The 21,137-nt window shown below is 59.0% G+C and carries 22 protein-coding genes and 1 riboswitch; of the genes, 18 read left to right on the top strand and 4 right to left on the bottom strand.

The genetic code is table 11. The features are described 5' to 3' along the window. Positions 1 to 27: 27 nt before the first annotated feature. A riboswitch (TPP riboswitch) is annotated at positions 28 to 134 on the top strand. 44 nt (positions 135 to 178) lie between these two features. Genes thiD through radC form a run of 11 tightly spaced genes read left to right on the top strand, consistent with a single transcriptional unit; the run spans position 179 to position 8,325 of the window. Next, positions 179 to 982 carry a bifunctional hydroxymethylpyrimidine kinase/phosphomethylpyrimidine kinase gene (gene thiD / locus ACRZ9X_RS13880; protein ID WP_480519815.1) on the top strand — a complete coding sequence of 268 codons (804 nt, stop codon included), beginning with the start codon at positions 179 to 181 and terminating at the stop codon, positions 980 to 982. After that, complete coding sequence (locus ACRZ9X_RS13885) at positions 979 to 1,956, top strand: FAD-dependent oxidoreductase (RefSeq protein WP_480519817.1); 978 nt, start codon at positions 979 to 981, stop codon at positions 1,954 to 1,956. The genes thiD and ACRZ9X_RS13885 overlap by 4 nt, the downstream gene beginning before the upstream one ends. Beyond that, a complete protein-coding gene (gene thiS, locus ACRZ9X_RS13890) occupies positions 1,940 to 2,134 on the top strand; it encodes a sulfur carrier protein ThiS (RefSeq protein ID WP_480519819.1) in 195 nt (64 codons plus the stop codon). Before ACRZ9X_RS13885 ends, thiS begins: the two co-directional genes overlap by 17 nt. Before the next feature lie 2 nt (positions 2,135 to 2,136). Then, the gene (locus ACRZ9X_RS13895) at positions 2,137 to 2,901 is read left to right on the top strand and encodes a thiazole synthase (protein ID WP_480519821.1); all 765 of its coding nucleotides are present in this window, start codon (positions 2,137 to 2,139) and stop codon (positions 2,899 to 2,901) included. Further along, a complete protein-coding gene (locus tag ACRZ9X_RS13900; RefSeq protein ID WP_480519823.1) occupies positions 2,898 to 3,494 on the top strand; it encodes a thiamine phosphate synthase in 597 nt (198 codons plus the stop codon). Before ACRZ9X_RS13895 ends, ACRZ9X_RS13900 begins: the two co-directional genes overlap by 4 nt. After that, a complete protein-coding gene (locus ACRZ9X_RS13905) occupies positions 3,491 to 4,456 on the top strand; it encodes a HesA/MoeB/ThiF family protein (RefSeq protein WP_480519825.1) in 966 nt (321 codons plus the stop codon). The genes ACRZ9X_RS13900 and ACRZ9X_RS13905 overlap by 4 nt, the downstream gene beginning before the upstream one ends. A gap of 18 nt (positions 4,457 to 4,474) precedes the next feature. Next, a complete protein-coding gene (locus ACRZ9X_RS13910) occupies positions 4,475 to 5,410 on the top strand; it encodes an ABC transporter substrate-binding protein (RefSeq protein WP_480519827.1) in 936 nt (311 codons plus the stop codon). Then, a complete protein-coding gene (gene tenA / locus ACRZ9X_RS13915; RefSeq protein ID WP_480519829.1) occupies positions 5,407 to 6,081 on the top strand; it encodes a thiaminase II in 675 nt (224 codons plus the stop codon). The genes ACRZ9X_RS13910 and tenA overlap by 4 nt, the downstream gene beginning before the upstream one ends. Continuing rightward, entirely contained in the window at positions 6,078 to 6,803 is a 726-nt protein-coding gene (locus ACRZ9X_RS13920; protein WP_480519831.1) for an ABC transporter ATP-binding protein, read from the top strand. The genes tenA and ACRZ9X_RS13920 overlap by 4 nt, the downstream gene beginning before the upstream one ends. Then, the gene (locus ACRZ9X_RS13925; RefSeq protein WP_480519833.1) at positions 6,800 to 7,534 is read left to right on the top strand and encodes an ABC transporter permease; all 735 of its coding nucleotides are present in this window, start codon (positions 6,800 to 6,802) and stop codon (positions 7,532 to 7,534) included. The genes ACRZ9X_RS13920 and ACRZ9X_RS13925 overlap by 4 nt, the downstream gene beginning before the upstream one ends. A gap of 35 nt (positions 7,535 to 7,569) precedes the next feature. After that, positions 7,570 to 8,325 (top strand): RadC family protein, encoded by a 756-nt coding sequence (gene radC / locus ACRZ9X_RS13930; protein ID WP_480519835.1) that lies wholly within the window; start codon positions 7,570 to 7,572, stop codon positions 8,323 to 8,325. Between the two features lie 3 nt (positions 8,326 to 8,328). Here the strand turns inward: radC and ACRZ9X_RS13935 are convergent, their stop codons facing one another. The 3 genes from ACRZ9X_RS13935 to secA all read right to left on the bottom strand — a co-directional run bounded on the left by ACRZ9X_RS13935 (position 8,329) and on the right by secA (position 13,648). Continuing rightward, the gene (locus ACRZ9X_RS13935; RefSeq protein ID WP_480519837.1) at positions 8,329 to 9,885 is read right to left on the bottom strand and encodes a phosphate ABC transporter substrate-binding/OmpA family protein; all 1,557 of its coding nucleotides are present in this window, start codon (positions 9,883 to 9,885) and stop codon (positions 8,329 to 8,331) included. Positions 9,886 to 9,909: 24 nt separating this feature from the next. After that, entirely contained in the window at positions 9,910 to 10,830 is a 921-nt protein-coding gene (locus ACRZ9X_RS13940; RefSeq protein WP_480519839.1) for a hypothetical protein, read from the bottom strand. 100 nt (positions 10,831 to 10,930) lie between these two features. Continuing rightward, positions 10,931 to 13,648 carry a preprotein translocase subunit SecA gene (gene secA / locus ACRZ9X_RS13945; protein ID WP_480519841.1) on the bottom strand — a complete coding sequence of 906 codons (2,718 nt, stop codon included), beginning with the start codon at positions 13,646 to 13,648 and terminating at the stop codon, positions 10,931 to 10,933. Positions 13,649 to 13,824: 176 nt separating this feature from the next. On the opposite strand from secA, the gene ACRZ9X_RS13950 reads away from it, so the two are divergent. Genes ACRZ9X_RS13950 through mutT form a run of 3 tightly spaced genes read left to right on the top strand, consistent with a single transcriptional unit; the run spans position 13,825 to position 16,300 of the window. Beyond that, positions 13,825 to 14,673: a peptidylprolyl isomerase gene (locus tag ACRZ9X_RS13950; protein ID WP_480519843.1), complete on the top strand. Its 849-nt coding sequence runs from the start codon at positions 13,825 to 13,827 to the stop codon at positions 14,671 to 14,673. 5 nt (positions 14,674 to 14,678) lie between these two features. Further along, a complete protein-coding gene (gene argJ / locus ACRZ9X_RS13955; protein WP_480519845.1) occupies positions 14,679 to 15,905 on the top strand; it encodes a bifunctional glutamate N-acetyltransferase/amino-acid acetyltransferase ArgJ in 1,227 nt (408 codons plus the stop codon). Next, the gene (gene mutT / locus ACRZ9X_RS13960; protein ID WP_480519847.1) at positions 15,902 to 16,300 is read left to right on the top strand and encodes an 8-oxo-dGTP diphosphatase MutT; all 399 of its coding nucleotides are present in this window, start codon (positions 15,902 to 15,904) and stop codon (positions 16,298 to 16,300) included. The genes argJ and mutT overlap by 4 nt, the downstream gene beginning before the upstream one ends. Before the next feature lie 30 nt (positions 16,301 to 16,330). Here the strand turns inward: mutT and ACRZ9X_RS13965 are convergent, their stop codons facing one another. Then, a complete protein-coding gene (locus ACRZ9X_RS13965) occupies positions 16,331 to 16,729 on the bottom strand; it encodes a hypothetical protein (RefSeq protein WP_480519849.1) in 399 nt (132 codons plus the stop codon). A 292-nt stretch (positions 16,730 to 17,021) separates the two neighbouring features. Here ACRZ9X_RS13965 and ACRZ9X_RS13970 point away from each other — a divergent pair, with 292 nt between their 5' ends. From ACRZ9X_RS13970 to ACRZ9X_RS13985, 4 genes are all read left to right on the top strand, one after another. After that, positions 17,022 to 18,965, top strand: a complete 1,944-nt coding sequence (locus tag ACRZ9X_RS13970) for an AMP-binding protein (protein ID WP_480520111.1) — start codon at positions 17,022 to 17,024, stop codon at positions 18,963 to 18,965. Positions 18,966 to 19,040: 75 nt separating this feature from the next. Then, a complete protein-coding gene (locus tag ACRZ9X_RS13975) occupies positions 19,041 to 19,859 on the top strand; it encodes an ABC transporter ATP-binding protein (protein ID WP_480519851.1) in 819 nt (272 codons plus the stop codon). Positions 19,860 to 19,888: 29 nt separating this feature from the next. Continuing rightward, positions 19,889 to 20,875 carry a branched-chain amino acid ABC transporter permease gene (locus ACRZ9X_RS13980; protein WP_480519853.1) on the top strand — a complete coding sequence of 329 codons (987 nt, stop codon included), beginning with the start codon at positions 19,889 to 19,891 and terminating at the stop codon, positions 20,873 to 20,875. A 2-nt stretch (positions 20,876 to 20,877) separates the two neighbouring features. After that, positions 20,878 to 21,135, top strand: a complete 258-nt coding sequence (locus ACRZ9X_RS13985; protein ID WP_480519855.1) for a hypothetical protein — start codon at positions 20,878 to 20,880, stop codon at positions 21,133 to 21,135. Positions 21,136 to 21,137: the final 2 nt, after the last annotated feature.

Here is a 21,137-nt window from a genome sequence, read left to right on the forward strand (position 1 = left end):
TTCTTTACGCCGCGCCTGAGATGTTCCGCGCAACCGTTGGGGTGCCTTGTTTGCAAGGCTGAGAGGCGTATCGGCGTCAACCCATCGAACCTGATCCGGGCAATTCCGGCGTAGGGAACGGTCTTTTGAACACAGACGTTTTCCATGCGCCGTTGCCCCAGAATGATGGAGCAACGACATGGTGGCTATTGCCCTGACCATTGCAGGATCCGACAGCGGCGGCGGGGCCGGGATACAGGCGGATCTAAAGGCCATGTCGGCGCTGGGCGTTTACGGGGCCAGTGTGATTACGGCTGTTACCGCGCAAAACACTCAGGCCGTGACGGCGGTGCACGGTGTTCCTTTGGATGTGATCTCAGCGCAAATTGATGCGGTTCTGAGCGATCTGGACGTGGGCGCGATCAAGATCGGAATGCTGGCAACGCCCGAGATTATCCAGACAGTGGCTGATCGTATTGCCGGGTTTGAGGGACCGGTGGTGCTTGATCCCGTAATGATTGCGAAATCCGGAGATCCCTTGCTGGTCGAAGACGCTGTTAAGACGCTCAGCGAAGTTCTTCTGCCGTGCGCCAGCGTCCTTACTCCGAACCTGCCCGAGGCGGCGCGTCTGCTTGATGGGGATGAGGCAGCAGGCTGGGTAGAGATGGCCGAGCAGGGCCGCGCGCTTTGCGCAATAGGGGCGCAGGCGGTTCTGATGAAGGGTGGCCATGGGGCAGGGGATGTCTGCCATGACCTTCTGGTGGATGCGTCGGGTTCGGTGACTTCGTTCCAGGCCCTTCGGCAGGACACTCGCAACACCCATGGGACGGGATGCACATTGTCCTCTTCCATTGCGGCAGGGCTTGCCAAGGGCTTGCCTCTGAATGATGCGGTCGCGCAGGCGCATGCGTATCTTCAGGGTGCGATCTCGCAAGCCGATGCGCTGAATATCGGGCGGGGCCATGGGCCAGTGCATCATTTTCATCAGGTTTGGTCCGCGTGACGACATGGTCGATCATAGGGGCCGGGGTGGCCGGGTTGGCAATCGCCAGCGAACTGACGGCGCGTGGCGCAAAGGTGCAGGTCTTCGATCCTGCCGGCCCGCCCGGGCCGCATGGATGTTCCTGGTGGGCCGGGGGCATGTTGGCCCCCTGGTGTGAGTTCGAAAACGCCGAAGAACCTGTACTGCGTCTGGGAAAAACGGCCATCGACTGGTGGGCTGCGCATACGTGTGTGACGCGGCAGGGGACTCTGGTGGTGGCCAATGCGCGCGATCTGCCCGACCTGCGCCGTTTTGCACGTCGGACCGAGGGGTTTTCGGAAGTTGATCGCGGTAAAATCACTAAATTAGAGCCTGATCTGCATGGGTTCGGCAAGGCCCTTCATTTTCCGGATGAAGCTCATCTGGATCCGCGTCAGGCACTTCACGATCTGTATTGCGCACTAAAGGGTAAGGGCGTGGTGTTTCACAAGAAGCTTGCTCCAGCCCAGTTGGAGAACGCTATCGACTGTCGCGGCTTGCATGCGCGTGAGTATCTGCATGATCTGCGCGGTGTGAAGGGTGAGATGCTGGTGATCCGCTGCCCGGACGTTACGCTGACGCGTCCTGTGCGTCTGCTGCATCCCCGGATGCCGCTCTATATCGTGCCGCGTGGGGATGGAATTTATATGCTGGGTGCGACGATGATCGAATCCGAGGATAGCAGCCGGATCACCGCGCGTTCGATGCTGGAACTGCTCAGTGCGGCTTATGCGCTGAACCCTTCGTTTGGCGAGGCCGAGGTGTTGGAGATCGGCGTGGATCTGCGCCCGGCCTTCCCGGACAACCTGCCGCGTATCCGACGTTTGGGTCGGACAATCTATGCCAATGGACTGTACCGCCATGGGTACCTGCTGGCCCCCGCGCTGGCGCAGGGCGTGGCCGATCTGGCGCTTGAGAACAAACATTCGGAGATGGTCGATGAAGATCGTGCTTAACGGTGAAGCGCGTGAGGTGCAGGCGGAAACGTTGGCCGAGGTGCTGGAGGAATGCGGCTTTTCGGGTCGTGTCGCGACGGCGGTGAACGAAAGCTTTGTGCCCTCAAGCCTGCGCATCGCTCATCAGCTGGCCGATGGCGACCGGGTTGAGGTCGTCGCGCCAATGCAAGGGGGCTGAGGATGAAGAGGTTTTACGGCACCGAACTGCCTAACCCGCTGATGCTGGGGACCGCGCAATATCCCAGCCCCGCCATTCTGGAACAGGCGTTTCGCGACAGTGGCGCGGGCGTGGCTACGGTGTCTCTGAGGCGTGAATCCGGGGCAGGGCAGACCTTTTGGCAGATGATTCAGGACCTCGGCGTTCTGATCCTGCCCAACACCGCAGGGTGCCATACGGTGAAAGAGGCGGTGACCACCGCGCAGATGGCGCGAGAGGTGTTCGGCACCAAATGGATCAAGCTGGAACTGATCGGCCACACGGACAGCCTGCAACCGGATGTGTTCCAACTGGTCGAGGCCGCGCGCATCCTGACCGAGGATGGCTTTCAGGTCTTTCCCTATACCACCGACGATCTGATCGTGGGGGAACGCCTGCTTGCGTCTGGGTGCGAGGTGCTGATGCCTTGGGGGGCGCCGATTGGATCGGGGCGGGGGCTGAACAACAAATACGCCCTGCGTGCGATGCGGGCGGAGTTTCCCGACATACCGCTGGTGATCGACGCAGGCATCGGTCTTCCCAGTCACGCCGCCCATGCGATGGAGCTTGGCTATGACGCCGTCTTGCTGAACACCGCCGTTGCCCGCGCCGGAGACCCCGCGATGATGGCCCGCGCCATGATGCGTGCCATTGAGGCCGGGCAACTGGCCCATCAGGCCGACCCGATCGAGGCGCGCGATATGGCAGAACCTTCGACACCCGTGATCGGAAAGGCCTTTCTGTCATGACGCTGGATCGTTTCTATCCGATCTTCGACCACTCGGACTGGCTGCGGCGGATGCTGCCTTTGGGCGTGAAACTGGTGCAGTTGCGTATGAAGGATCAGCCCGAGGACATGGTGTGCGATCAGATCGCCACATCCCGCGATCTGTGCCGGGACCATGGCGCGGTGCTGGTGGTGAATGACTATTGGCAGCAGGCGATTGATCTGGGCTGCGACTGGCTGCATCTGGGGCAGGAGGATCTGGACGACGCCGATCTGAACGCCATCCGCAGGGCGGGGCTTAAACTGGGCGTCTCCACCCATGATGATGATGAGCTTGAGCGTGTGCTGGCCATGGACCCGGACTATGTCGCTCTGGGTCCGGTCTATCCGACCATTCTGAAAAAGATGAAATGGCATCAGCAGGGCCTGCCGCGTGTGACCGAATGGAAGGCGCGCGTGGGCGATACCCCTCTGGTTGGGATCGGAGGGATGAGCGTGGAACGTGCTCCGGGTGTGTTGCAGGCGGGGGCGGATATTGTCTCGGTCGTCACGGATATCACCCTGAACGACGACCCCGAGGCGCGGGTGCGTCAGTGGATCGAGGTCACCAGATGAGCCGCTATGCCCGCCAGACGTTGCTGCCTGAAATAGGCTCCGAGGGACAGGCCCGCCTGTCGACAGCGCGGGTTCTCGTTGTGGGGGCCGGAGGGCTGGCTGCGCCGGTCTTGCCATTGCTGACCGGGGCAGGCGTCGGGCGGATCACGATTGTGGATGGTGATACGATTGATTTGTCGAACCTGCATCGCCAGACCTTGTTTACCGAGGCGGATTGCGGGCGACCCAAAGCCGAAATCGCTGCGGATCGGTGTCGCGCTTTGAATGGCGAGATTGCTGTCACTGGCGAAAAACAGGCTCTAACAAGCGAGAATACAGCCACCTTAGTGGCGCAAGCAGACGTGATCCTCGATTGCGCCGACAGCTATGCCGCCAGCTATATCCTGTCGGATACCTGTCTGGCGCAGGACAAACCGCTGATCAGCGCCTCGGTGCTGGGGCTTTCGGGCTATGTCGGTGGCTTCTGCGGCAGGGCGCCATCGCTGCGGGCATTGTTCCCGGATGCGCCGGACAGTGGGGCCAGTTGTGCCACCGCAGGCGTTCTTGGCCCCGTGGTGGGGACGATTGGAGCGATGCAGGCGCAAATGGCGCTGAACATGATCCTCGGGATCGACCCGTCTCCTCTGGGTCAGATGGTCCAATATGATGGCCGCACCCTGCGCAGCAGCAGTTTCCGGTTCGATGATGCGCCCGAGCCAAGGAGGTGTTTCCGCTTCCTCTCGGCCACTCAACTGACGGCGGATGACCAGATCATCGAACTGCGCGGCACGGATGAAGCCTCAACGCCAGCGCATCCGAACGCCAAACGGATATCGCCCGACGACCTGCAAAAATTAAACCCTAACAACGGAAAACGACTGGCGTTGTGCTGCGCCACCGGCTTGCGTGCATGGCGCGCAGCGGAACAGATTGAACCGGATTGGCCGGGCGAGATTGTGCTCGTCGCGGCCTCAACCTCGTGAAAAAAGGAAACGCGAGCTATGAAGAAACTGATCGCCGCAATTGCCTTGCTGGCCGCCGCGCCCGCTTGGGCCGAGGACAAGATGACCGTTCTGCTGGACTGGTTCATCAACCCCGATCACGGCCCGATCATCGTAGCGCAGGAAAATGGCTATTTCGCCGAGCAAGGTCTTGAGGTCGAGATTGTCCCGCCTGCCGACCCGTCCGCTCCGCCCCGTCTGGTGGCCGCCGGTCAGGCCGATCTGGCAGTGTCCTACCAGCCGCAACTGCACCTGCAAATCCACGAAGGTTTGCCCCTGAAACGCGTGGGCACGCTGGTTGCTACACCTTTGAACTGTCTTCTGGTTCTGGAAGACGGCCCGATCCAATCGCTTGCCGACCTGCGCGGTAAGAAGATTGGTTTCTCGGTTGCCGGTGTCGAAGAGGCGATCCTGACCACCTTGCTGGGCCAGCATGATATCGGTCTGGATGAGATCGAGATGATCAACGTCAACTTCTCATTGTCGCCCTCGCTGATGACCAAGCAGGTCGATGCCGTAATCGGTGCATTCCGTAATTTTGAGCTGAACCAGATGGATATCGAAGGGGTCGCGGGCCGGTGCTTTTATATCGAAGAGGAAGGCATCCCCTCATATGACGAGCTGATCTATGTCGCCAACCCTGAAACCATGGACGCGGACAAGGTGGCGCGTTTTCTGGCCGCGACCGAAAAAGCGACCCAGTATATCGTGAACAACCCGGAAAAAAGCTGGGAGATATTCTCGGCCACGTCGCCCGAGCTGCAGGACGAGCTGAACGCCCGTGCCTGGGTTGACACGCTGCCGCGGTTTGCTTTGCGTCCGGCGGGTTTTGATGCGGGGCGCTATGCAAGGTTTGAGCAGTTCCTGAAGAACAGTGGCATGATCGACAGCTTGAACCCGGTCAGCGACATCGCCATCGACGTCACCGCGCAATGAATGATTATGGCAAAGCCTTCGCCCTGATGCGAGATGCCGCGCAGGGCCCGTGGCGGGATTACACCCGCCACGCCTTTGTCGAAGGGCTGAAGGACGGCACGCTCCCGCGCGCGGCGTTCCTGCACTATCTGCGGCAGGATTATGTGTTCCTGATCCACTTTTCCCGTGCCTGGGCGCTGGCGGTGGTGAAATCGGAAACGCATTCGGAAATGCTGACGGCTGTGGGCACCGTGAACGCACTGGTCGCCGAAGAGATGCAGTTGCATATCGGCATTTGCGAGGCGGCAGGGATCTCACAAGAGGAATTGTTCGCCACCGCCGAACGGGCCGAGAATCTGGCCTATACGCGGTTTGTGTTGGAGGCTGGGTACAGCGGCGATCTGCTCGACCTGCTGGCGGCGCTTGCGCCCTGCGTGATGGGTTATGGCGAGATCGGCGCGCGGCTGGCGGTCGAGGCGACTTCGGACAGCTATCGCGATTGGATCAACACCTATGCCGGTGAAGATTACCAAGGCGCGTGTAACGCGGTCGGAGAATTGCTTGATCAGGCTCTAACACGTCGCATCGGGGCGGATTTCGAAGCCTCTCCGCGCTGGGATCGTCTTTGCCAGACTTTCCACACCGCGACCGAGCTTGAGGTCAATTTCTGGCAAATGGGCCTGACCCCATGACCTCTGCGCCCGATCTGACCATCAGCGGTACGGCCACCATCGACGGCGCGACCTTGTTCGCGCCGTTGACCCTGACTCTTGGGTCGGGGCACTGGACCTGCCTGCTGGGCGGATCGGGCGTAGGGAAAACCACCGTTCTGCGCCTGATTGCGGGGTTGGAAACCGGGGCCGAATTCAGCGGTCAGATCACCGCGAGCGATGGAGAGCCTGTGCCCGAGCGCGTGGCTTATATGGCGCAGGACGATTTGTTGCTGCCTTGGGCGACGGTTACGCAGAACGTCTCGCTGGGCGCGCGGTTGCGGGGTGAGAAACCAGACCTCGCGCGCCGGGACCGGCTGATCGACCGGATGCGCCTGCAGGATCACCTGACCAAGAAACCGGCTGAGCTTTCGGGGGGTCAGCGGCAACGCGTGGCCCTCGCCCGCACGCTGATGGAGAACCGCCCCATCGTGCTGCTGGACGAGCCCTTTTCAGCGCTCGACGCCCGCACCCGTGCCGATATGCAGGATCTGGCCGCCGAGGTACTACAAGGCCGCACCGTCCTGCTGGTCACCCATGACCCGGCCGAGGCCGCGCGTCTGGGCCAGTCCATCGTGGTGATGACGCAGCACGGCCTGACGCCCTGTGATCCACCCGCAGCCCCCGCGCCGCGCCATGTGGACGATCTGGAGACGTTGGAAACACAAGGCGCGCTGCTGAAGCTGCTGCGGGAAGCGGCATGAAAGTCCTGTCGGCCCTTGCAGCAACCGTCTTTGCGCTGGCCATCTGGCAGGCGATTGTCAGCCTGACCGGGTTGCCGAAATTCATCCTGCCCGGTCCCGCGCTGGTGGCCGAGACATGGTGGCAGAACCGCTGGCTGATTGCCGAACACACTTGGATCACGGCGGTTGAAGTGGTCATCGGTCTGGCCGTCGGAACCGTTTTGGGCGTGGTGACGGCGTTGCAACTGGCCAATTCGCGCGCCGCGCGGGTGCTGGTGCAGCCGATGCTGGTGTTCACGCAGGCGCTGCCGGTTTTTGCACTGGCCCCGCTGCTGACCCTGTGGTTGGGCTATGGCCTTTGGTCCAAGGTCGCGATGGCGGTTCTGATTATTTATTTTCCGATTACTTCGTCCTTTTTTGATGGGCTGATGCGGACGCCTGCGGGCTATCTTGACCTTGCCCGCACCATGCAAGCGAGCCCGCGTGCGGTTTTGTGGCATATCCGTATCCCGGCGGCCCTGCCCTCGCTGGCTTCGGGGATGCGCTTGGCGGCGGTTTATGCGCCAATCGGGGCCGTGATCGGCGAATGGGTCGGATCTTCGCAAGGGTTGGGTTATCTGATGTTGCTGGCCAATGGCCGCGCCAAGACCGATCTGATGTTCGCCGCGATGCTGACGCTGGGCGTGTTCTCGATTGTGCTGCATATGATGGTCCGCCGCGCCACAGCGCGCATGGCGGGTGAGACACGTTAACCAGTTGGAAACCGAATCTGCGTCAAGGTGGGCCTATGACACAGGACGCCTTTGCCGAAGCCCCCATGCTGTTTGACACGGACGAAGCGCCCGCGCAGCCGCTGCCCTCTGGTCGATTACCCTCCTATATCAAAGACCACCGCAAGCGGCTGCGCGAAAGGTTCATGTCAGGGGGCGCGACTGCGATGCCCGATTATGAACTGTTGGAGCTGGTGCTGTTCCGCTCCATCCCCCGGCAGGATGTGAAACCTTTAGCGCGAGCGTTGATGGACACGTTCGGCGATTTTAACCGTGTGCTGACCGCGCCCGAGGAGCGGCTGCGGCAGATTAATGGGGTTGGCGACACGGTCATCACTGATCTGAAAATCCTTGAGGCCTGCGCACACCGCATGGCCCGCGCAAGGGTGATGCAAAGGCATGTGATCTCGGGCTGGGATGCGCTGCTGGATTATTGTCACACCACCATGGCGCATCGCGAAATCGAGCAATTCAGGGTGTTCTATCTGGATCGCAAGAACGTGCTGATCGCGGATGAAGAACAGGCCAAGGGCACGGTGGACCACGTCCCTGTCTACCCGCGCGAAGTGGCGAAACGGGCGCTGGAACTGAATGCATCGGCCTTGATTTTAGTGCACAATCATCCGTCCGGTGACCCCACTCCGTCACAGTCGGATGTTGATATGACCAACCGGATACAGGATGCCTGTTCGGCCCTTGGGCTGACGCTGCATGACCATCTGATTATCGGTAAATCGACCGAGTTGAGTTTTCGGTCGCAGGGGTATTTGTAGTGGTCACTGCACCCAGATTTCGACCCTGCGGTTGGTTCTGCGCCCCCATTCGGTGTCGTCGCAGGCCATCGGCATCGCTTCACCAAATCCATCGGCAGCCATGTCCAGGCTGGCTGGCAGGGCGGTTTCGACTGCGGCCAACACTGCGTTCCGTACTGTCTGGGCGCGACGCAAGGCAATACGCGTATTTGCAGCGGCAGCGCCATCCCCATCGCTGAATCCCACAAAAAGAACCTTCTGCACGCCCAATGTACCGCTCTCCAATGCTTGCGACAGCTGAAGGATATTTGACCGGGATTGCGCATCGGGACGCGAGGAGCCCGGCTCGAACCGGACTGACAGGGACAGGCGTTCCATGGGTCGCAAGATTTCGATCATGCGTTGCACTTCTTCCAAGCCCACCTCAGTGGCACCTGTTGTGATTGCATTGGCCAGCCTGTCGCCCTGCGCCTCAAGCGCGGTGGTTTCGGTTGCCTGATCGACGAAACCTGCCTGCCGTATTACCTTTTGCGCCGCGCCGCTTAGGGAAAAGGCCAGAAACTGACGTGCAACACGCGGGAGTCGTCGATGAGGCAGATAGAGGAACATGGGCGATGTCAGCGGGTAATCTTCGGTTTTGACCGCGTGCCGGTTTGCAGACAAGGCATGACCGCAGCCCCCAGCCAAAGGAAGCGCCCGTGCATCGGCAGCCTCGGCGTGACTGGCGATTCCGATCGCAAATGGGTCTTCGGCCACAGCCTGAATTAAATCGCTGCTGCGGCGGTGCCGAATAATGTGATCATGTAAAGCTAAGCCGGCGGGGCGCATCAACCGGTCTTCCACCGCCTGTGACAGTCCGGATCCGGCAGGTGGCAGATGCAATGAAATCGGTGCATCCGGCCCACCAAGCTGTGCCCAATTGTCAATCTCGGCGGCAAAAACACGCGTCAGATCGGTCGGCGAAATCTGCCGCACCGGATTGTCCGGCGACACAACGGCGACCATTGCATCCAACGCCAGGACGCGTGCACGCCGCGCCTTGGTCAAATCGCCAAGCCCCGCATTGCGGGTCATCTCCTGTTCTTGGGGACGAATTTCGCGCTGAGCCAATACGATATCCGACGTCATGTCGGCCAAAGCGGAAAACCCATTCGCGGTATCTGTCGCGTGAAGTGTCAACCGTGCCAGAGGTGCGTTTCGGTCCGGTTGGTACAAAGCATAAATCTGCACGGCGTCTGATGGTCTTGACGTTTCGACGGTCAGGTTTTCCTGCGCCGCGAAGCCTTGAACAAGCGCAGGCATCAGAGATTCGGCCATGATCGATGAGCCGGCAAAACGGATATCAGCCACAAAATCGGTCAGGTTTGGACAGGCCGGTCCATCGCAAGTGACGCCCGAGCCATCTACCGTCAGTTCTCCGAACTGGGTCTGAACGCGGTAAAACTCTCCGTCATAACCAAGCAATGTGCCGATCACCTCGACCTTGCCGTCATGTGAGGTCAGAGAGATATCTTGTGCCGCCGCCGGATGAGCGATGTATGCACTGAACAGCGCGGCCAATGCCGCACGAGCTACAGTCATTATGAACCGATGCGTTGCCTGTTATTACTTTGCGGCGATTGTCAGGTCTTGGAACAGATTATTCAACACCAGAAAATCCCCGACCGCGCTGCAATCCGGAAAATTAAGGGTGGTTTCCTGGGTTTCCAGGCGTTGATTGGCCTGCAGTTGCAGAGACAACACATCCAGATCCTGCCCACAATTGGCGGCGGTCACTTCGGCCTCGACCGACAGTTCGATCGCGCCAGACTGTGATGCGCGTTGATTTGGGAAGGAATAGACTTGGATGTTACGCGCCATATTGGTTTCGCCGAACCCTAAATGGATCACCGATCCTGCACCTGCCGATTCCGATCCTGACCAGACATGGCCGTCGTCACCGTAACCCGCCCCAAATTCCAGCGCGTGCAGCTGAAGCTCGGTTTCACCGCGCCATTGCAATGCGACACGGTAATACATTGCGATGTCGCGAACATGGGTTGTGGCAACGGTCCCTTTTTGATCACCCAGCGAGATCAGAAAGATCGCATATTCGGACAGTGCCGGGACAGTAATGTTCAGATGCCCTCGTGTATCGGTCATGGCTGAGAAGACCAGACCGCTGTGGTGAATCTCAATCGAGTCGTCGGTATGGCAGGGCGCTTTGATCTGCAGTTGAACAGATGCACCGGGCTTGGGCATCGCCCTTGCCGTTACGTTGCAGGTCGCCGCATCGCGCGGTTTGAGCGAAGTGGGTAACGTCGATTTTCGCAACGGATTTGCACGGGTCTGGTCGGGTGAAGACGATGTCAGCACGACATCTTCCAGACCAGCCAAGGCTGTATCTTCGGTCGAGGCGATTGCCACGCCGGTTGTGACGGGATCGGCCTTGGGTCTCAAAGCCGTCTCGTTCTGCATCAAATATCCGATGGCCAGGGCGCAGGCAACAGTACCGCCCGTGGTCACGTAGTTCTTTATTACAAACAAGACACCCTCCCCAGTTGAAGGAGCGAGTCGTACATTGTCGCCGAATCGAGGCCAATATGTGGCCGACAGGCGGACTCATTGTGACTTAGTTCACATAACGTTAGGTCAACCTGCCGTGGCAATGTTTAAATTTCTTGCCTGAACCGCAGGGGCATTTGTCATTGCGCGACGGGTTTCCCCAGGTCTCGGGGTCGTCCTCGACAAAGCCGGGGCGCGGGTCGCCCGAGGCTTCGGCCTCGGCCAGTGCTTCGGCCTGATCGGTGGCCTGTTCGACCGCTTTCTGACTTGCGGCCTGTTGCGCGGCCATCTGCGCCAGCATTTCCTTTTGCTCTTCCTCGGTCAGTGGGCGCACGCGCGACAGCTGCTGTGTCACCGTCTCGCGCAGACCGTCCAGCATGGATTCAAACAGCTGGAAGCTTTCGTTTTTGTATTCGTTCAGCGGGTCGCGCTGGGCATAGCCCCGGAAACTGACGACCGAGCGCAGATGCTCCAGCGTCAGCAGGTGTTCGCGCCATTTCCCGTCGATGGTCTGCAGCAACACCTGTTTTTCGATGTTGCGCATGTTCTCGGGGCCAAAGGCGACGGCCTTTTGTGCCATCATTTCGTCCGCAGCCTTGACCAGACGCTCGCGCACCTGCTCATCATCCACGCCTTCCTCGGCGGCCCATTCCTGAACCGGCGCGTCAATGGTCAGCTTGTCCTTGACCGCTTCGTGCAGGCCATCAGTATCCCATTGGTCAGCATAAGATTTCGGTGGCATGTACTCATCGATCAGATCGTCGATCACCTGCTCGCGCATGTCTGACACGATCTCGGACAGATCATCTGTGGACATGATTTCGCGCCGCTGGCTGAAGATCACCTTGCGCTGATCGTTCATCACGTCATCGAACTTCAAGACGGTCTTGCGCATGTCGAAGTTGCGCCCCTCGACCTTGGACTGCGCACGCTCCAGAGATTTGTTGACCCAGGGGTGAATGATCGCCTCGCCTTCTTTCATCCCCAAAGTGGTCAGAACCTTGTCCAACCGTTCGGAGCCAAAAATGCGCATCAAATCGTCTTCCAGGCTCAGGTAAAAGACAGTGCGGCCCGGATCACCCTGACGGCCGGACCGGCCCCGCAGCTGGTTGTCGATGCGGCGGCTTTCGTGGCGTTCTGACGCCATGACGTAAAGCCCGCCGGCTTCCAGCACTTTTTCCTTCTCCTCGGCATGGCGCGCTTCTTCCTTGGTGCGCAGTTCCGAGGGATCTGCTTCGGGATTCTCGGCCAGCGCCCGCAGCACTTTCATTTCCACATTGCCGCCCAACTGAATGTCTGTGCCGCGCCCGGCCATGTTGGTTGCGATGGTGACCGCCCCGAACCGGCCTGCATCGGCGACGATCTGCGCCTCCTGCTCGTGCTGACGCGCATTCAGAACGTTATGCTCAATGCCTTCCTTGGTCAGAAGCTGGCTCAGCAATTCAGATTTCTCGATGGACGTGGTTCCCAGCAGAACCGGTTGACCTTTTTCCTGCGCTTTCTTGGTCTCCGAGATCATCGCACCATACTTTTCGACGGCGGTGCGATAGACTTGGTCGTCTTCATCCTCACGGGCAATTGGTTTGTTGGTCGGAACCTCAACCACGCCAAGCCCGTAGATTTCGGCAAATTCTTCAGCCTCGGTCAGCGCGGTGCCGGTCATTCCGCCCAGCTTGTCATAAAGCCGGAAGTAATTCTGGAAGGTCACGCTGGCCAGCGTCACGTTTTCGGGCTGAATCTGTACGCCTTCCTTGGCTTCGATGGCCTGGTGCAGGCCCTCGGACAGGCGGCGGCCCGGCATCATGCGACCCGTGAATTCGTCGATCAGCACCACGTTACCGTCACGCACGATGTAATCCTTGTCGCGCTGGAACAGCTTGTGCGCGCGCAGACCCTGATTGACGTGGTGCACAACAGTGGTGCTTTCGGGATCGTAGAGCGAATGCCCCTCTTCGATAAGACCGGCTGCCTGCAGCTGGCTTTCCAGAAACTCGTTGCCTTCGTCGGTGAAGGTCACATTTCGGGTTTTTTCGTCCAGCGTAAAATGGTCTTCGCCCAGAGTGGGGATCAGCGCATCGATCGATGTGTAAAGCTCGGATCGGTCCTCGGATGGGCCCGAGATAATCAGCGGCGTACGGGCTTCATCGATCAGGATCGAATCCACTTCGTCCACAATCGCGTAATTGTGGTGCTTCTGGTAAACCTGATCCAGTTCGGCTTTCATATTGTCGCGCAGATAGTCGAAGCCCAGCTCATTGTTGGTGGCATAGGTGATGTCACAGGAATAAGCCGCCATCTTTTCTGCATCAGGCTGACCCGACCAGATCACGCCAGTGGTCATGCCCACGGCAGCAAATACCTTGCCCATCCATTCCGAGTCGCGCTTGGCCAGGTATTCGTTCACCGTGACGATATGCACGCCCTTGCCGGTCAGCGCGTTCAGATAGGCAGGAAGGGTCGCGACCAAGGTCTTGCCTTCACCCGTCTTCATTTCCGAGATGTTGCCCTGATGCAGGAACACGCCCCCCATCAGCTGCACGTCAAAGGCCCGCAGACCCAGCGCACGACGACCGCCTTCGCGCACATTGGCAAAGGCTTCGGGGAGCAGATCATCCAGACTTTCGCCGTCCAGCGCGCGTTTGCGCAGCTCGGCGGTCTTTTCGATCAAGCCCTCATCGGTCAGTTTCTCGAACTCGGGTTCCAGCGCGTTGATCTTGTCGATCAATGGGCGTGTCGCCTTGATCTTGCGGTCGTTCGGTGTTCCGAACACCTTTTTGGCGAGCGTTCCGAGTCCCAGCATGTTCACTCCAGCGGATCTGTTCTTGTCTTGGTTGCGACAGGCTTGCCCACCTTGCGCGCAACCCATAGATACGGGGGGTGAAAGGCGGCCCTGTCCAAGGCTTCAAAGCGATGTAAGCGGCAGGTTCTGAAGTGTCAACGCTGCGCCCCGTCGCGGCAAAGAAATAGGATGATTCCATGCCCAAAGGCCTCACTTTTCTTCCATCGCTGGTCATAACCGCCGCGATGGCCCTGCCGCTTGCCGCTCAAACCGCGCCCGATGCATCGACGGTTGTGGCGCGTGTGAACGGGGACGAGATCACATTGGGTCACGTTATCGCCACCGCAACGACATTGCCGCCGCAGTATCAGCAGCTTGAAGACGACGTGCTTTATGATTTCATCCTCGAACAACTGGTTCAGCAGCATCTGCTTAGCCTTGAGCAGGAGAACCTGAACACGCTGAATGCATTGCGGCTGGAAAATGAAACCCGGTCCCTGCGCGCGGTTCAGACGGTCGAAGAGATCACCGCCGCCACCGTGACGGACGATGCCATTCAGGCCGCCTATGATGCGCAATTCGCAGGTTTCGAGGGCGCGGATGAGTTTGATGCCAGCCATATCCTTGTCGCGACCGAAGAAGAGGCCAAGGAAATCAAGGCGCAGCTGGATGGCGGAGCTGATTTTGCCGAGCTTGCGAAAGAGAGATCCACCGGCCCGTCCGGACCTAACGGGGGCGCGTTGGGTTGGTTCGGCAAGGGACAGATGGTGCCTCCGTTTGAGGCGGCCGTTCTTGAGCTGGAGAAAGGCCAGATCTCGGACCCGGTGCAGACCCAATTCGGCTGGCATGTGCTGATCCTGAATGACAAACGCAAATCGCAGGCCCCGGATCTGGCGGCAGTACGCGAGGAACTGGCGCAAACTCTGCGGCAAGAGGCGATTCAGACCAAAATTGATGAATTGACCCAGCAGGCTCAGATCGAACGCCCAGCGCTGGAAGGTGCAGGCCCCGAGATCATGCGCCAGATCGAATTGCTGCAGGAGTAACCCCCGTGGCGACGATCACCAAGGTTTCCCCGCTGGCCCCGGCGAGCTTTCCCGAACTGCCCGCCATCGACGGCGTGCGCTTTGCGACGGTCGCGGCGGGCGTCCGCTATCAGGGCCGCACCGATGTGATGCTGGCCGTGCTGGACCCCGGCACTTCGGTGGCCGGGGTTTTCACCCGATCCGCCACCCGCGCGGCCCCGGTGCTGGATTGTCAGGACAAGATCGGCGGACCCAGCGACGGGCCCGCGGCGATCCTTGTGAACTCGGGCAACGCCAATGCTTTCACGGGTCATTTCGGGCAGACCTCGGTGGCCGAGGTAACGCAGGCTGTCGCCACGGCGACTGGTGTGCCGGTCGAGCGTGTGTTTACCTCATCCACCGGCGTGATCGGCGAGCCACTGCCGCACGACCGTATCGTGACCCAGCTTGAGGCGCTGAAATCGGGCCTCAGCCGCCACGCCATCGAAGACGCGGCGCGCGCCATCATGACCACTGATACCTTCCCGAAAGGCGCGTCGGCGCAGGTCGAGATTGACGGGAAAACAGTCTCTATTGGGGGGATTGCCAAGGGCTCCGGCATGATCGCGCCCGACATGGCGACGATGCTGGTCTACATCTTCACCGATGCGCAGGTGGAGCAATCTGCCTTGCAGGCCATGCTGGGTGAACAGACAGATCGTACTTTCAATTGTATCACGGTCGACAGCGACACCTCGACCTCGGACAGCCTGCTTCTGTGCGCCACCGGGGCCTCGGGCGTCGATGTCACCGGCAACACCGCCTTTGCGGACGCTTTGGAATCGGTAATGCTGGACCTCGCGCAGCAAGTGGTGCGCGACGGTGAAGGGGCCACGAAATTCGTAGAAATTCGTGTGACCGGAGCTGCCACGGATTCCGACGCCAAAACCCACGGGCTTGCCATCGCCAATTCTCCTTTGGTCAAAACCGCCATCGCGGGCGAAGACCCAAACTGGGGCCGTATCGTCATGGCCATCGGCAAGTCCGGAGCCGCCGCTGATCGCGACCGCCTGAGCATCTCTTTCGGAGACATCCTTGTCGCCGAAAAAGGCTGGGTTAGTCCCGATTACAGCGAAGAAGACGCTGCCACCTACATGAAAGGTCAGGACTTAGTAATCGCCGTCGATCTAGGCTTGGCCGAGGGCAAATCCACCGTCTGGACCTGCGACCTGACCCATGGATATATCGAGATCAACGCGGATTACCGCTCGTGAAAACAGTTCTGGTATCTGCCGTCGCCCTGATCGACATCGAGGGTCGGGTCCTGCTGGCCCAACGCCCCGAGGGCAAATCCATGGCCGGTCTCTGGGAATTCCCCGGCGGCAAAATCGAACCCGGCGAAACCCCTGAGGCCGCCCTGATCCGTGAATTGCACGAGGAATTGGGCATCAACACCTGGACCTCCTGCCTCGCGCCGCTGACCTTCGCCAGCCACAGCTATGACGACTTTCACTTGCTCATGCCTCTGTTTGCTTGTCGCAAGTGGGAGGGCATTCCGCAGTCGAAAGAAGGTCAGGCGTTAAAATGGGTGCGGGGGAATGATCTGCGGAATTATCCGATGCCCGCGGCGGATGTGCCTCTGATCCCGATTTTGCGGGATTGGCTCTAGAGCCTCAAAAGCCGCCGCGCAAGCACCGGGTTACTCAATGCGTGTCACCGACAATTTGAGATACCCAACCGGAGTATTTGCGCCATTTCTGACAAAATCTGCGTCTGCAGTATCAAATATTGAAAACGTGTTGACGCTTTTTCCATATTGAATAATCGCGTGCCTGTTTTCATTGATGAATTGAAACTTGCCTGCACTTTTTACGATCTGGAAGAAAACGATATTGCGCCCTGGCCTTAGAGTGCTTTCAAAGTCTCCCATAGCAACCTTGCAATCCGCAGACTCTTCACAAGTAAACCGAAAAACAACTTCATCGTCTTCAACTTTAATATGCCCCTGGATCAGTACCTCCGAGGGTTGCTCTGCAACTGTCCCTGATCCCGTGAGCAAGCTCAATATGAACAAAAACCTATAGATGGTGTTGGTCATCAACTTACCTAATTAATTGCCTAAAACACACATGCGGTAGAGGTCGCACATATCACCTGCCTCGCCAAGCGAGGTCTTGTAAACCGTTCAATCCTCAGGAACACTCCTCCACCGCTGTTACAATTCGTAAGAATTGAGAAAACATCAGGCAAAACTTGACGCTGATCGTGGCCGTGCCCTCAATGGGGCATTGGCGTTCGGGCACAATCCCGGACCCGCCATTTCCGACCCGGGGAGGGGTCGGGTGGGGAGGAGAGAAAGATTGGCTCAGACGCAGTCGGGCGCTGAGGGGATGCAGTCCCTTCCGGCGCTGCTACACCGCAATGTCGCTCAGTTCGGGGATGCCCCGGCCTATCGGGAGAAGGATTTCGGGATCTGGCAATGCTGGTCCTGGGCTGAAACGGCCAAGGAAATCCGTGCGATAGCGCTTGGGTTTCTGGAGATTGGTGTTGAGAAAGGCGACCATATCGCCGTCATAGGCCGCAACCGTCCGGCGCATTACTGGTCGATGGTGGCCGCGCAGATGGTGGGCGCGGTGCCGGTGCCTTTGTATCAGGACTCGGTCGCCGAAGAGATGGCCTATGTGCTGGAACATTGCGGCGCGAAATACGTGGTCTGCGGCGATCAGGAGCAGGTCGACAAGGTCATTGAGATTCAGGAAAATCTCAATCAGGTCAAACATATCCTCTATACCGACAAGCGCGGTATGCGGAAATACGACCATTCCCAGATGAACGCGCTGGACGATATCATGGCCGAGGGCAGCGCCGGTCATGCGCGGTTCGATGTGGAACTGGACAAGCGCATCGCGGCGATCACCTATGACGATACCTGCGTGATGCTTTATACCAGCGGAACGACAGGCAAGCCCAAGGGCGTGGTGCTGTCGAACCGGAATGTGATTGAAAGCGCCAAGAACTCCGCCGAGTTCGATCATCTGACCCGGAACGAAGACATCCTGTCCTACCTGCCGATGGCCTGGGTGGGCGATTTCATCTTCTCCATCGGTCAGGCCTATTGGTGCGGCTTCTGCGTGAACTGTCCCGAAAGCGCCGACACGATGATGACCGACCTGCGCGAAATCGGGCCGACTTATTTCTTCGCCCCGCCGCGCGTGTTCGAAACCCAGCTGACCAACGTCATGATCCGGATGGAGGATGCGGGCAAGCTGAAGCAACGTATGTTCCATCACTTCATGGCGCACGCCAAGAAGGTGGGTGGGTTGCTGCTGGACGGCAAGCCGGTGGGCTTTGGTGACAAGCTGAAATACGCGCTGGGCAATTTGCTGGTCTATGGCCCGCTAAAAGATACGCTTGGCTATGGTCGGTTCCGCGTGGGTTATACAGCGGGTGAGGCGATTGGGCCGGAAATCTTTGATTTCTATCGCTCTTTGGGCATCAACCTGAAGCAGCTTTACGGTCAGACCGAGGCGACCGTGTTCATCACTGTGCAGCCCGATGGCGAGGTTCGGGCGGACACCGTTGGTGTGCCCGCACCGGATGTCGAGTTGAAGATCGACGACAAAGGTGAGATTCACTATCGCTCACCCGGGGTGTTCGTCGAGTATTACAACAACCCGGACTCGACGGCCTCGACCAAGGATGCCGAGGGTTGGGTGGCCACCGGGGATGCCGGATTTATCGAGGAAGACTCGGGCCATCTGCGGATCATCGATCGCGCCAAGGACGTGGGGAAGATGGCCGACGGGTCGATGTTCGCGCCGAAATATGTCGAGAACAAGCTGAAGTTCTTCCCGGATATTCTTGAGGTCGTGCTGTTCGGCAACGGCAAGGATCGCTGCGTTGCCTTTATCAATATCGATCTGACCGCTGTGGGGAACTGGGCCGAGCGTAACAACGTGGCCTACGGTTCGTATCAGGAACTGACGGCGAATCCGCGTGTGTTAGAGACGATCAAATCCCATGTGGAAGAGGTGAACAAGTCGGTTGCCGCTGATGAAATGTTGTCAGGCTGTCAGGTGCATCGCTTCGTGGTGTTGCACAAGGAACTGGATGCAGACGATGGCGAGATGACCCGGACCCGCAAGGTGCGGCGCGGGTTTGTGGAAGAGAAGTTCCAAGACATTATTGATGCGCTCTATGACGGGTCGTCCAGTGTTTCGACCACGACTGAGGTGACTTATGAGGATGGGCGCAAAGGGTCGATCTCGGCCACGTTGGAGATCGTCGACGCGCCTGTTGTCACAGCCGTGCAGCATAAGGTGGCGGCGGAATGAGGGCCGTTCGAGCGACGCTCGACCATACGGTCGTCGCCCCGCCCGCCGTCCCGTTTTTATGTCAGGGAGTGTCTGATGCTGGATAATTCCGAAGGATATGTCACCGAAGACGGTCGCAAGATCGGCGGTGTGGTGATGGAGATGAAGAACATCACTCTGCGGTTTGGTGGCGTGGTGGCGATCAAGGATATCTCGTTCGACATTCGCGAGGGCGAGATTCGGGCGATTATCGGGCCGAACGGGGCCGGGAAATCCTCGATGCTGAATGTGATCTCGGGGTTTTATGTCCCGCAGGAGGGCGAAGTCTGGTTTCACGGGGCCAAACGCCCACCTATGCGCCCGTTCGAGGTGGCGCAGCAGGGGATCGCGCGGACGTTCCAGAATATTGCGTTGTTCGAGGGGATGAGCGTTCTGGACAACGTGATGACCGGGCGGTTGGGATTTATGAAGACCAACATCCTCCAGCAGGCTCTGTGGAAGGGAAAGGCCGAAGCGGAAGAGACCGAGAACCGTGAAGCCGTCGAGAAGATCATCGATTTTCTGGAAATTCAGCACATTCGTAAAACTCCGGTATCGCGCCTGCCATACGGGTTGAAGAAACGCGTCGAACTGGCGCGTGCCCTGGCGGCTGAGCCGAAGCTGTTGCTGCTGGATGAGCCGATGGCCGGGATGAACGTCGAAGAGAAAGAGGACATGAGCCGCTTTGTTCTGGACGTGAATGATGAGTTCGGCACCACGATTGCTCTGATCGAACATGATATGGGCGTGGTCATGGACCTGAGCGACCGCGTGGTGGTGATGGATTACGGCCGTAAGATCGGGGATGGCACGCCTGACGAGGTGCGCAACAATCAGGAAGTTATCGACGCGTATCTGGGGGTCAGCCATGACTGAGCATCTGACAGACATGAGAGGGGGCGTACATGCCTGATCAGTTGGTATTCGCGATGGAGGTCATTCTGAATGGCCTGATGGCCGGAGTTCTTTACGCTTTGGTCGCGCTGGGCTTTGTGCTGATCTACAAGGCTTCGGGAATTTTCAACTATGCGCAAGGTGTTATGGCCCTGTTTGCGGCGATGACCTTGGTCGGGATCATGAACGGGCAAGTGCCGTTTGCGCATCTGATCAATGCCACATTCGGAACCCATATCCACTACTTTGGCTGGAACGTGCCCGCTTTGCTGGCAATTGTCCTGACCATGGCTGTCATGGTGCTGCTGGCCTGGGCCGTGCAGCGGTTCGTGATGCGGCATCTTGTGGGCCAGGAGCCTATCATTCTGTTCATGGCTACGATTGGCCTCGCCTATCTGCTCGAAGGCGTGGCAGACCTGATGTGGGGATCCGAGATCAAGACGCTGGATGTAGGTCTGCCGCAGGGTATCAACCTGTGGATTGATGAAAGCACGTTCAACATCTTCGGCTACGGCTTCTTCATCGACAATCTGGACATCATTGCGACTGTCATCGCAGCCCTGCTTGTGGCGGCGCTGGTGGCGTTCAGCCAATATACCAAGCAGGGTCGAGCAATGCGGGCGGTGGCCGATGACCATCAGGCGGCGCTCTCGGTGGGGATTTCGCTGAATTTCATCTGGGTCATGGTCTGGTCGGTTGCAGGCTTTGTTGCGCTGGTCGCAGGGATCATGTGGGGCACGAAATCAGGTGTGCAGTTCTCACTGTCGCTGATTGCGCTCAAGGCGTTGCCAGTACTGATGCTGGGCGGGTTCACCTCGATCCCCGGAGCCATTGTTGGCGGACTGATCATCGGGGTGGGCGAAAAGCTGTTTGAATTTGCCATTGGCCCGCTGGTGGGCGGCGCGACCGAGAACTGGTTCGCTTATGTACTGGCGTTGATCTTCCTCGTGTTCCGACCGCAAGGCCTGTTCGGTGAGAAGATCATCGAGAGGGTGTAGCGATGCAAAAACTGATCGCCATCGTCAACGTGATTGCATGGGCCGGCTTCTGGGCGTTTGGCTATATCGCCCTCACTTCGGATGATCTGACAGACGGGCAGCTGACCATCGCCGCGATTTTGGCTTTTGCCGGGCTGATCATGGGCGTTCTGGCCTATCTGAAACTGGTGCGAGCATCCGAGGCGACGGGATATGCCAAAGGGTCGAACCAACTGGACGCTGCCGTGCGCAACCAGGCGCAGGAAGAATGGGGAAAGTAAGA

It is taken from the genome of Ruegeria sp. AL1 (assembly GCF_056540905.1).

Excerpts from the sequence above, each read along its gene's own strand:
- thiD (WP_480519815.1), top strand. The coding sequence starts at position 179 with ATGGTGGCTATTGCCCTGACCATTGCAGGATCCGACAGCGGCGGCGGG.
- thiS (WP_480519819.1), top strand. The coding sequence starts at position 1,940 with ATGAAGATCGTGCTTAACGGTGAAGCGCGTGAGGTGCAGGCGGAAACG.
- ACRZ9X_RS13895 (WP_480519821.1), top strand. The coding sequence starts at position 2,137 with ATGAAGAGGTTTTACGGCACCGAACTGCCTAACCCGCTGATGCTGGGG.
- ACRZ9X_RS13900 (WP_480519823.1), top strand. The coding sequence starts at position 2,898 with ATGACGCTGGATCGTTTCTATCCGATCTTCGACCACTCGGACTGGCTG.
- ACRZ9X_RS13905 (WP_480519825.1), top strand. The coding sequence starts at position 3,491 with ATGAGCCGCTATGCCCGCCAGACGTTGCTGCCTGAAATAGGCTCCGAG.
- ACRZ9X_RS13910 (WP_480519827.1), top strand. The coding sequence starts at position 4,475 with ATGAAGAAACTGATCGCCGCAATTGCCTTGCTGGCCGCCGCGCCCGCT.
- tenA (WP_480519829.1), top strand. The coding sequence starts at position 5,407 with ATGAATGATTATGGCAAAGCCTTCGCCCTGATGCGAGATGCCGCGCAG.
- ACRZ9X_RS13920 (WP_480519831.1), top strand. The coding sequence starts at position 6,078 with ATGACCTCTGCGCCCGATCTGACCATCAGCGGTACGGCCACCATCGAC.
- ACRZ9X_RS13925 (WP_480519833.1), top strand. The coding sequence starts at position 6,800 with ATGAAAGTCCTGTCGGCCCTTGCAGCAACCGTCTTTGCGCTGGCCATC.
- radC (WP_480519835.1), top strand. The coding sequence starts at position 7,570 with ATGACACAGGACGCCTTTGCCGAAGCCCCCATGCTGTTTGACACGGAC.
- ACRZ9X_RS13935 (WP_480519837.1), bottom strand. The coding sequence starts at position 9,885 with ATGACTGTAGCTCGTGCGGCATTGGCCGCGCTGTTCAGTGCATACATC.
- secA (WP_480519841.1), bottom strand. The coding sequence starts at position 13,648 with ATGCTGGGACTCGGAACGCTCGCCAAAAAGGTGTTCGGAACACCGAAC.
- ACRZ9X_RS13950 (WP_480519843.1), top strand. The coding sequence starts at position 13,825 with ATGCCCAAAGGCCTCACTTTTCTTCCATCGCTGGTCATAACCGCCGCG.
- ACRZ9X_RS13965 (WP_480519849.1), bottom strand. The coding sequence starts at position 16,729 with ATGACCAACACCATCTATAGGTTTTTGTTCATATTGAGCTTGCTCACG.
- ACRZ9X_RS13970 (WP_480520111.1), top strand. The coding sequence starts at position 17,022 with ATGCAGTCCCTTCCGGCGCTGCTACACCGCAATGTCGCTCAGTTCGGG.
- ACRZ9X_RS13975 (WP_480519851.1), top strand. The coding sequence starts at position 19,041 with ATGCTGGATAATTCCGAAGGATATGTCACCGAAGACGGTCGCAAGATC.
- ACRZ9X_RS13980 (WP_480519853.1), top strand. The coding sequence starts at position 19,889 with ATGCCTGATCAGTTGGTATTCGCGATGGAGGTCATTCTGAATGGCCTG.
- ACRZ9X_RS13985 (WP_480519855.1), top strand. The coding sequence starts at position 20,878 with ATGCAAAAACTGATCGCCATCGTCAACGTGATTGCATGGGCCGGCTTC.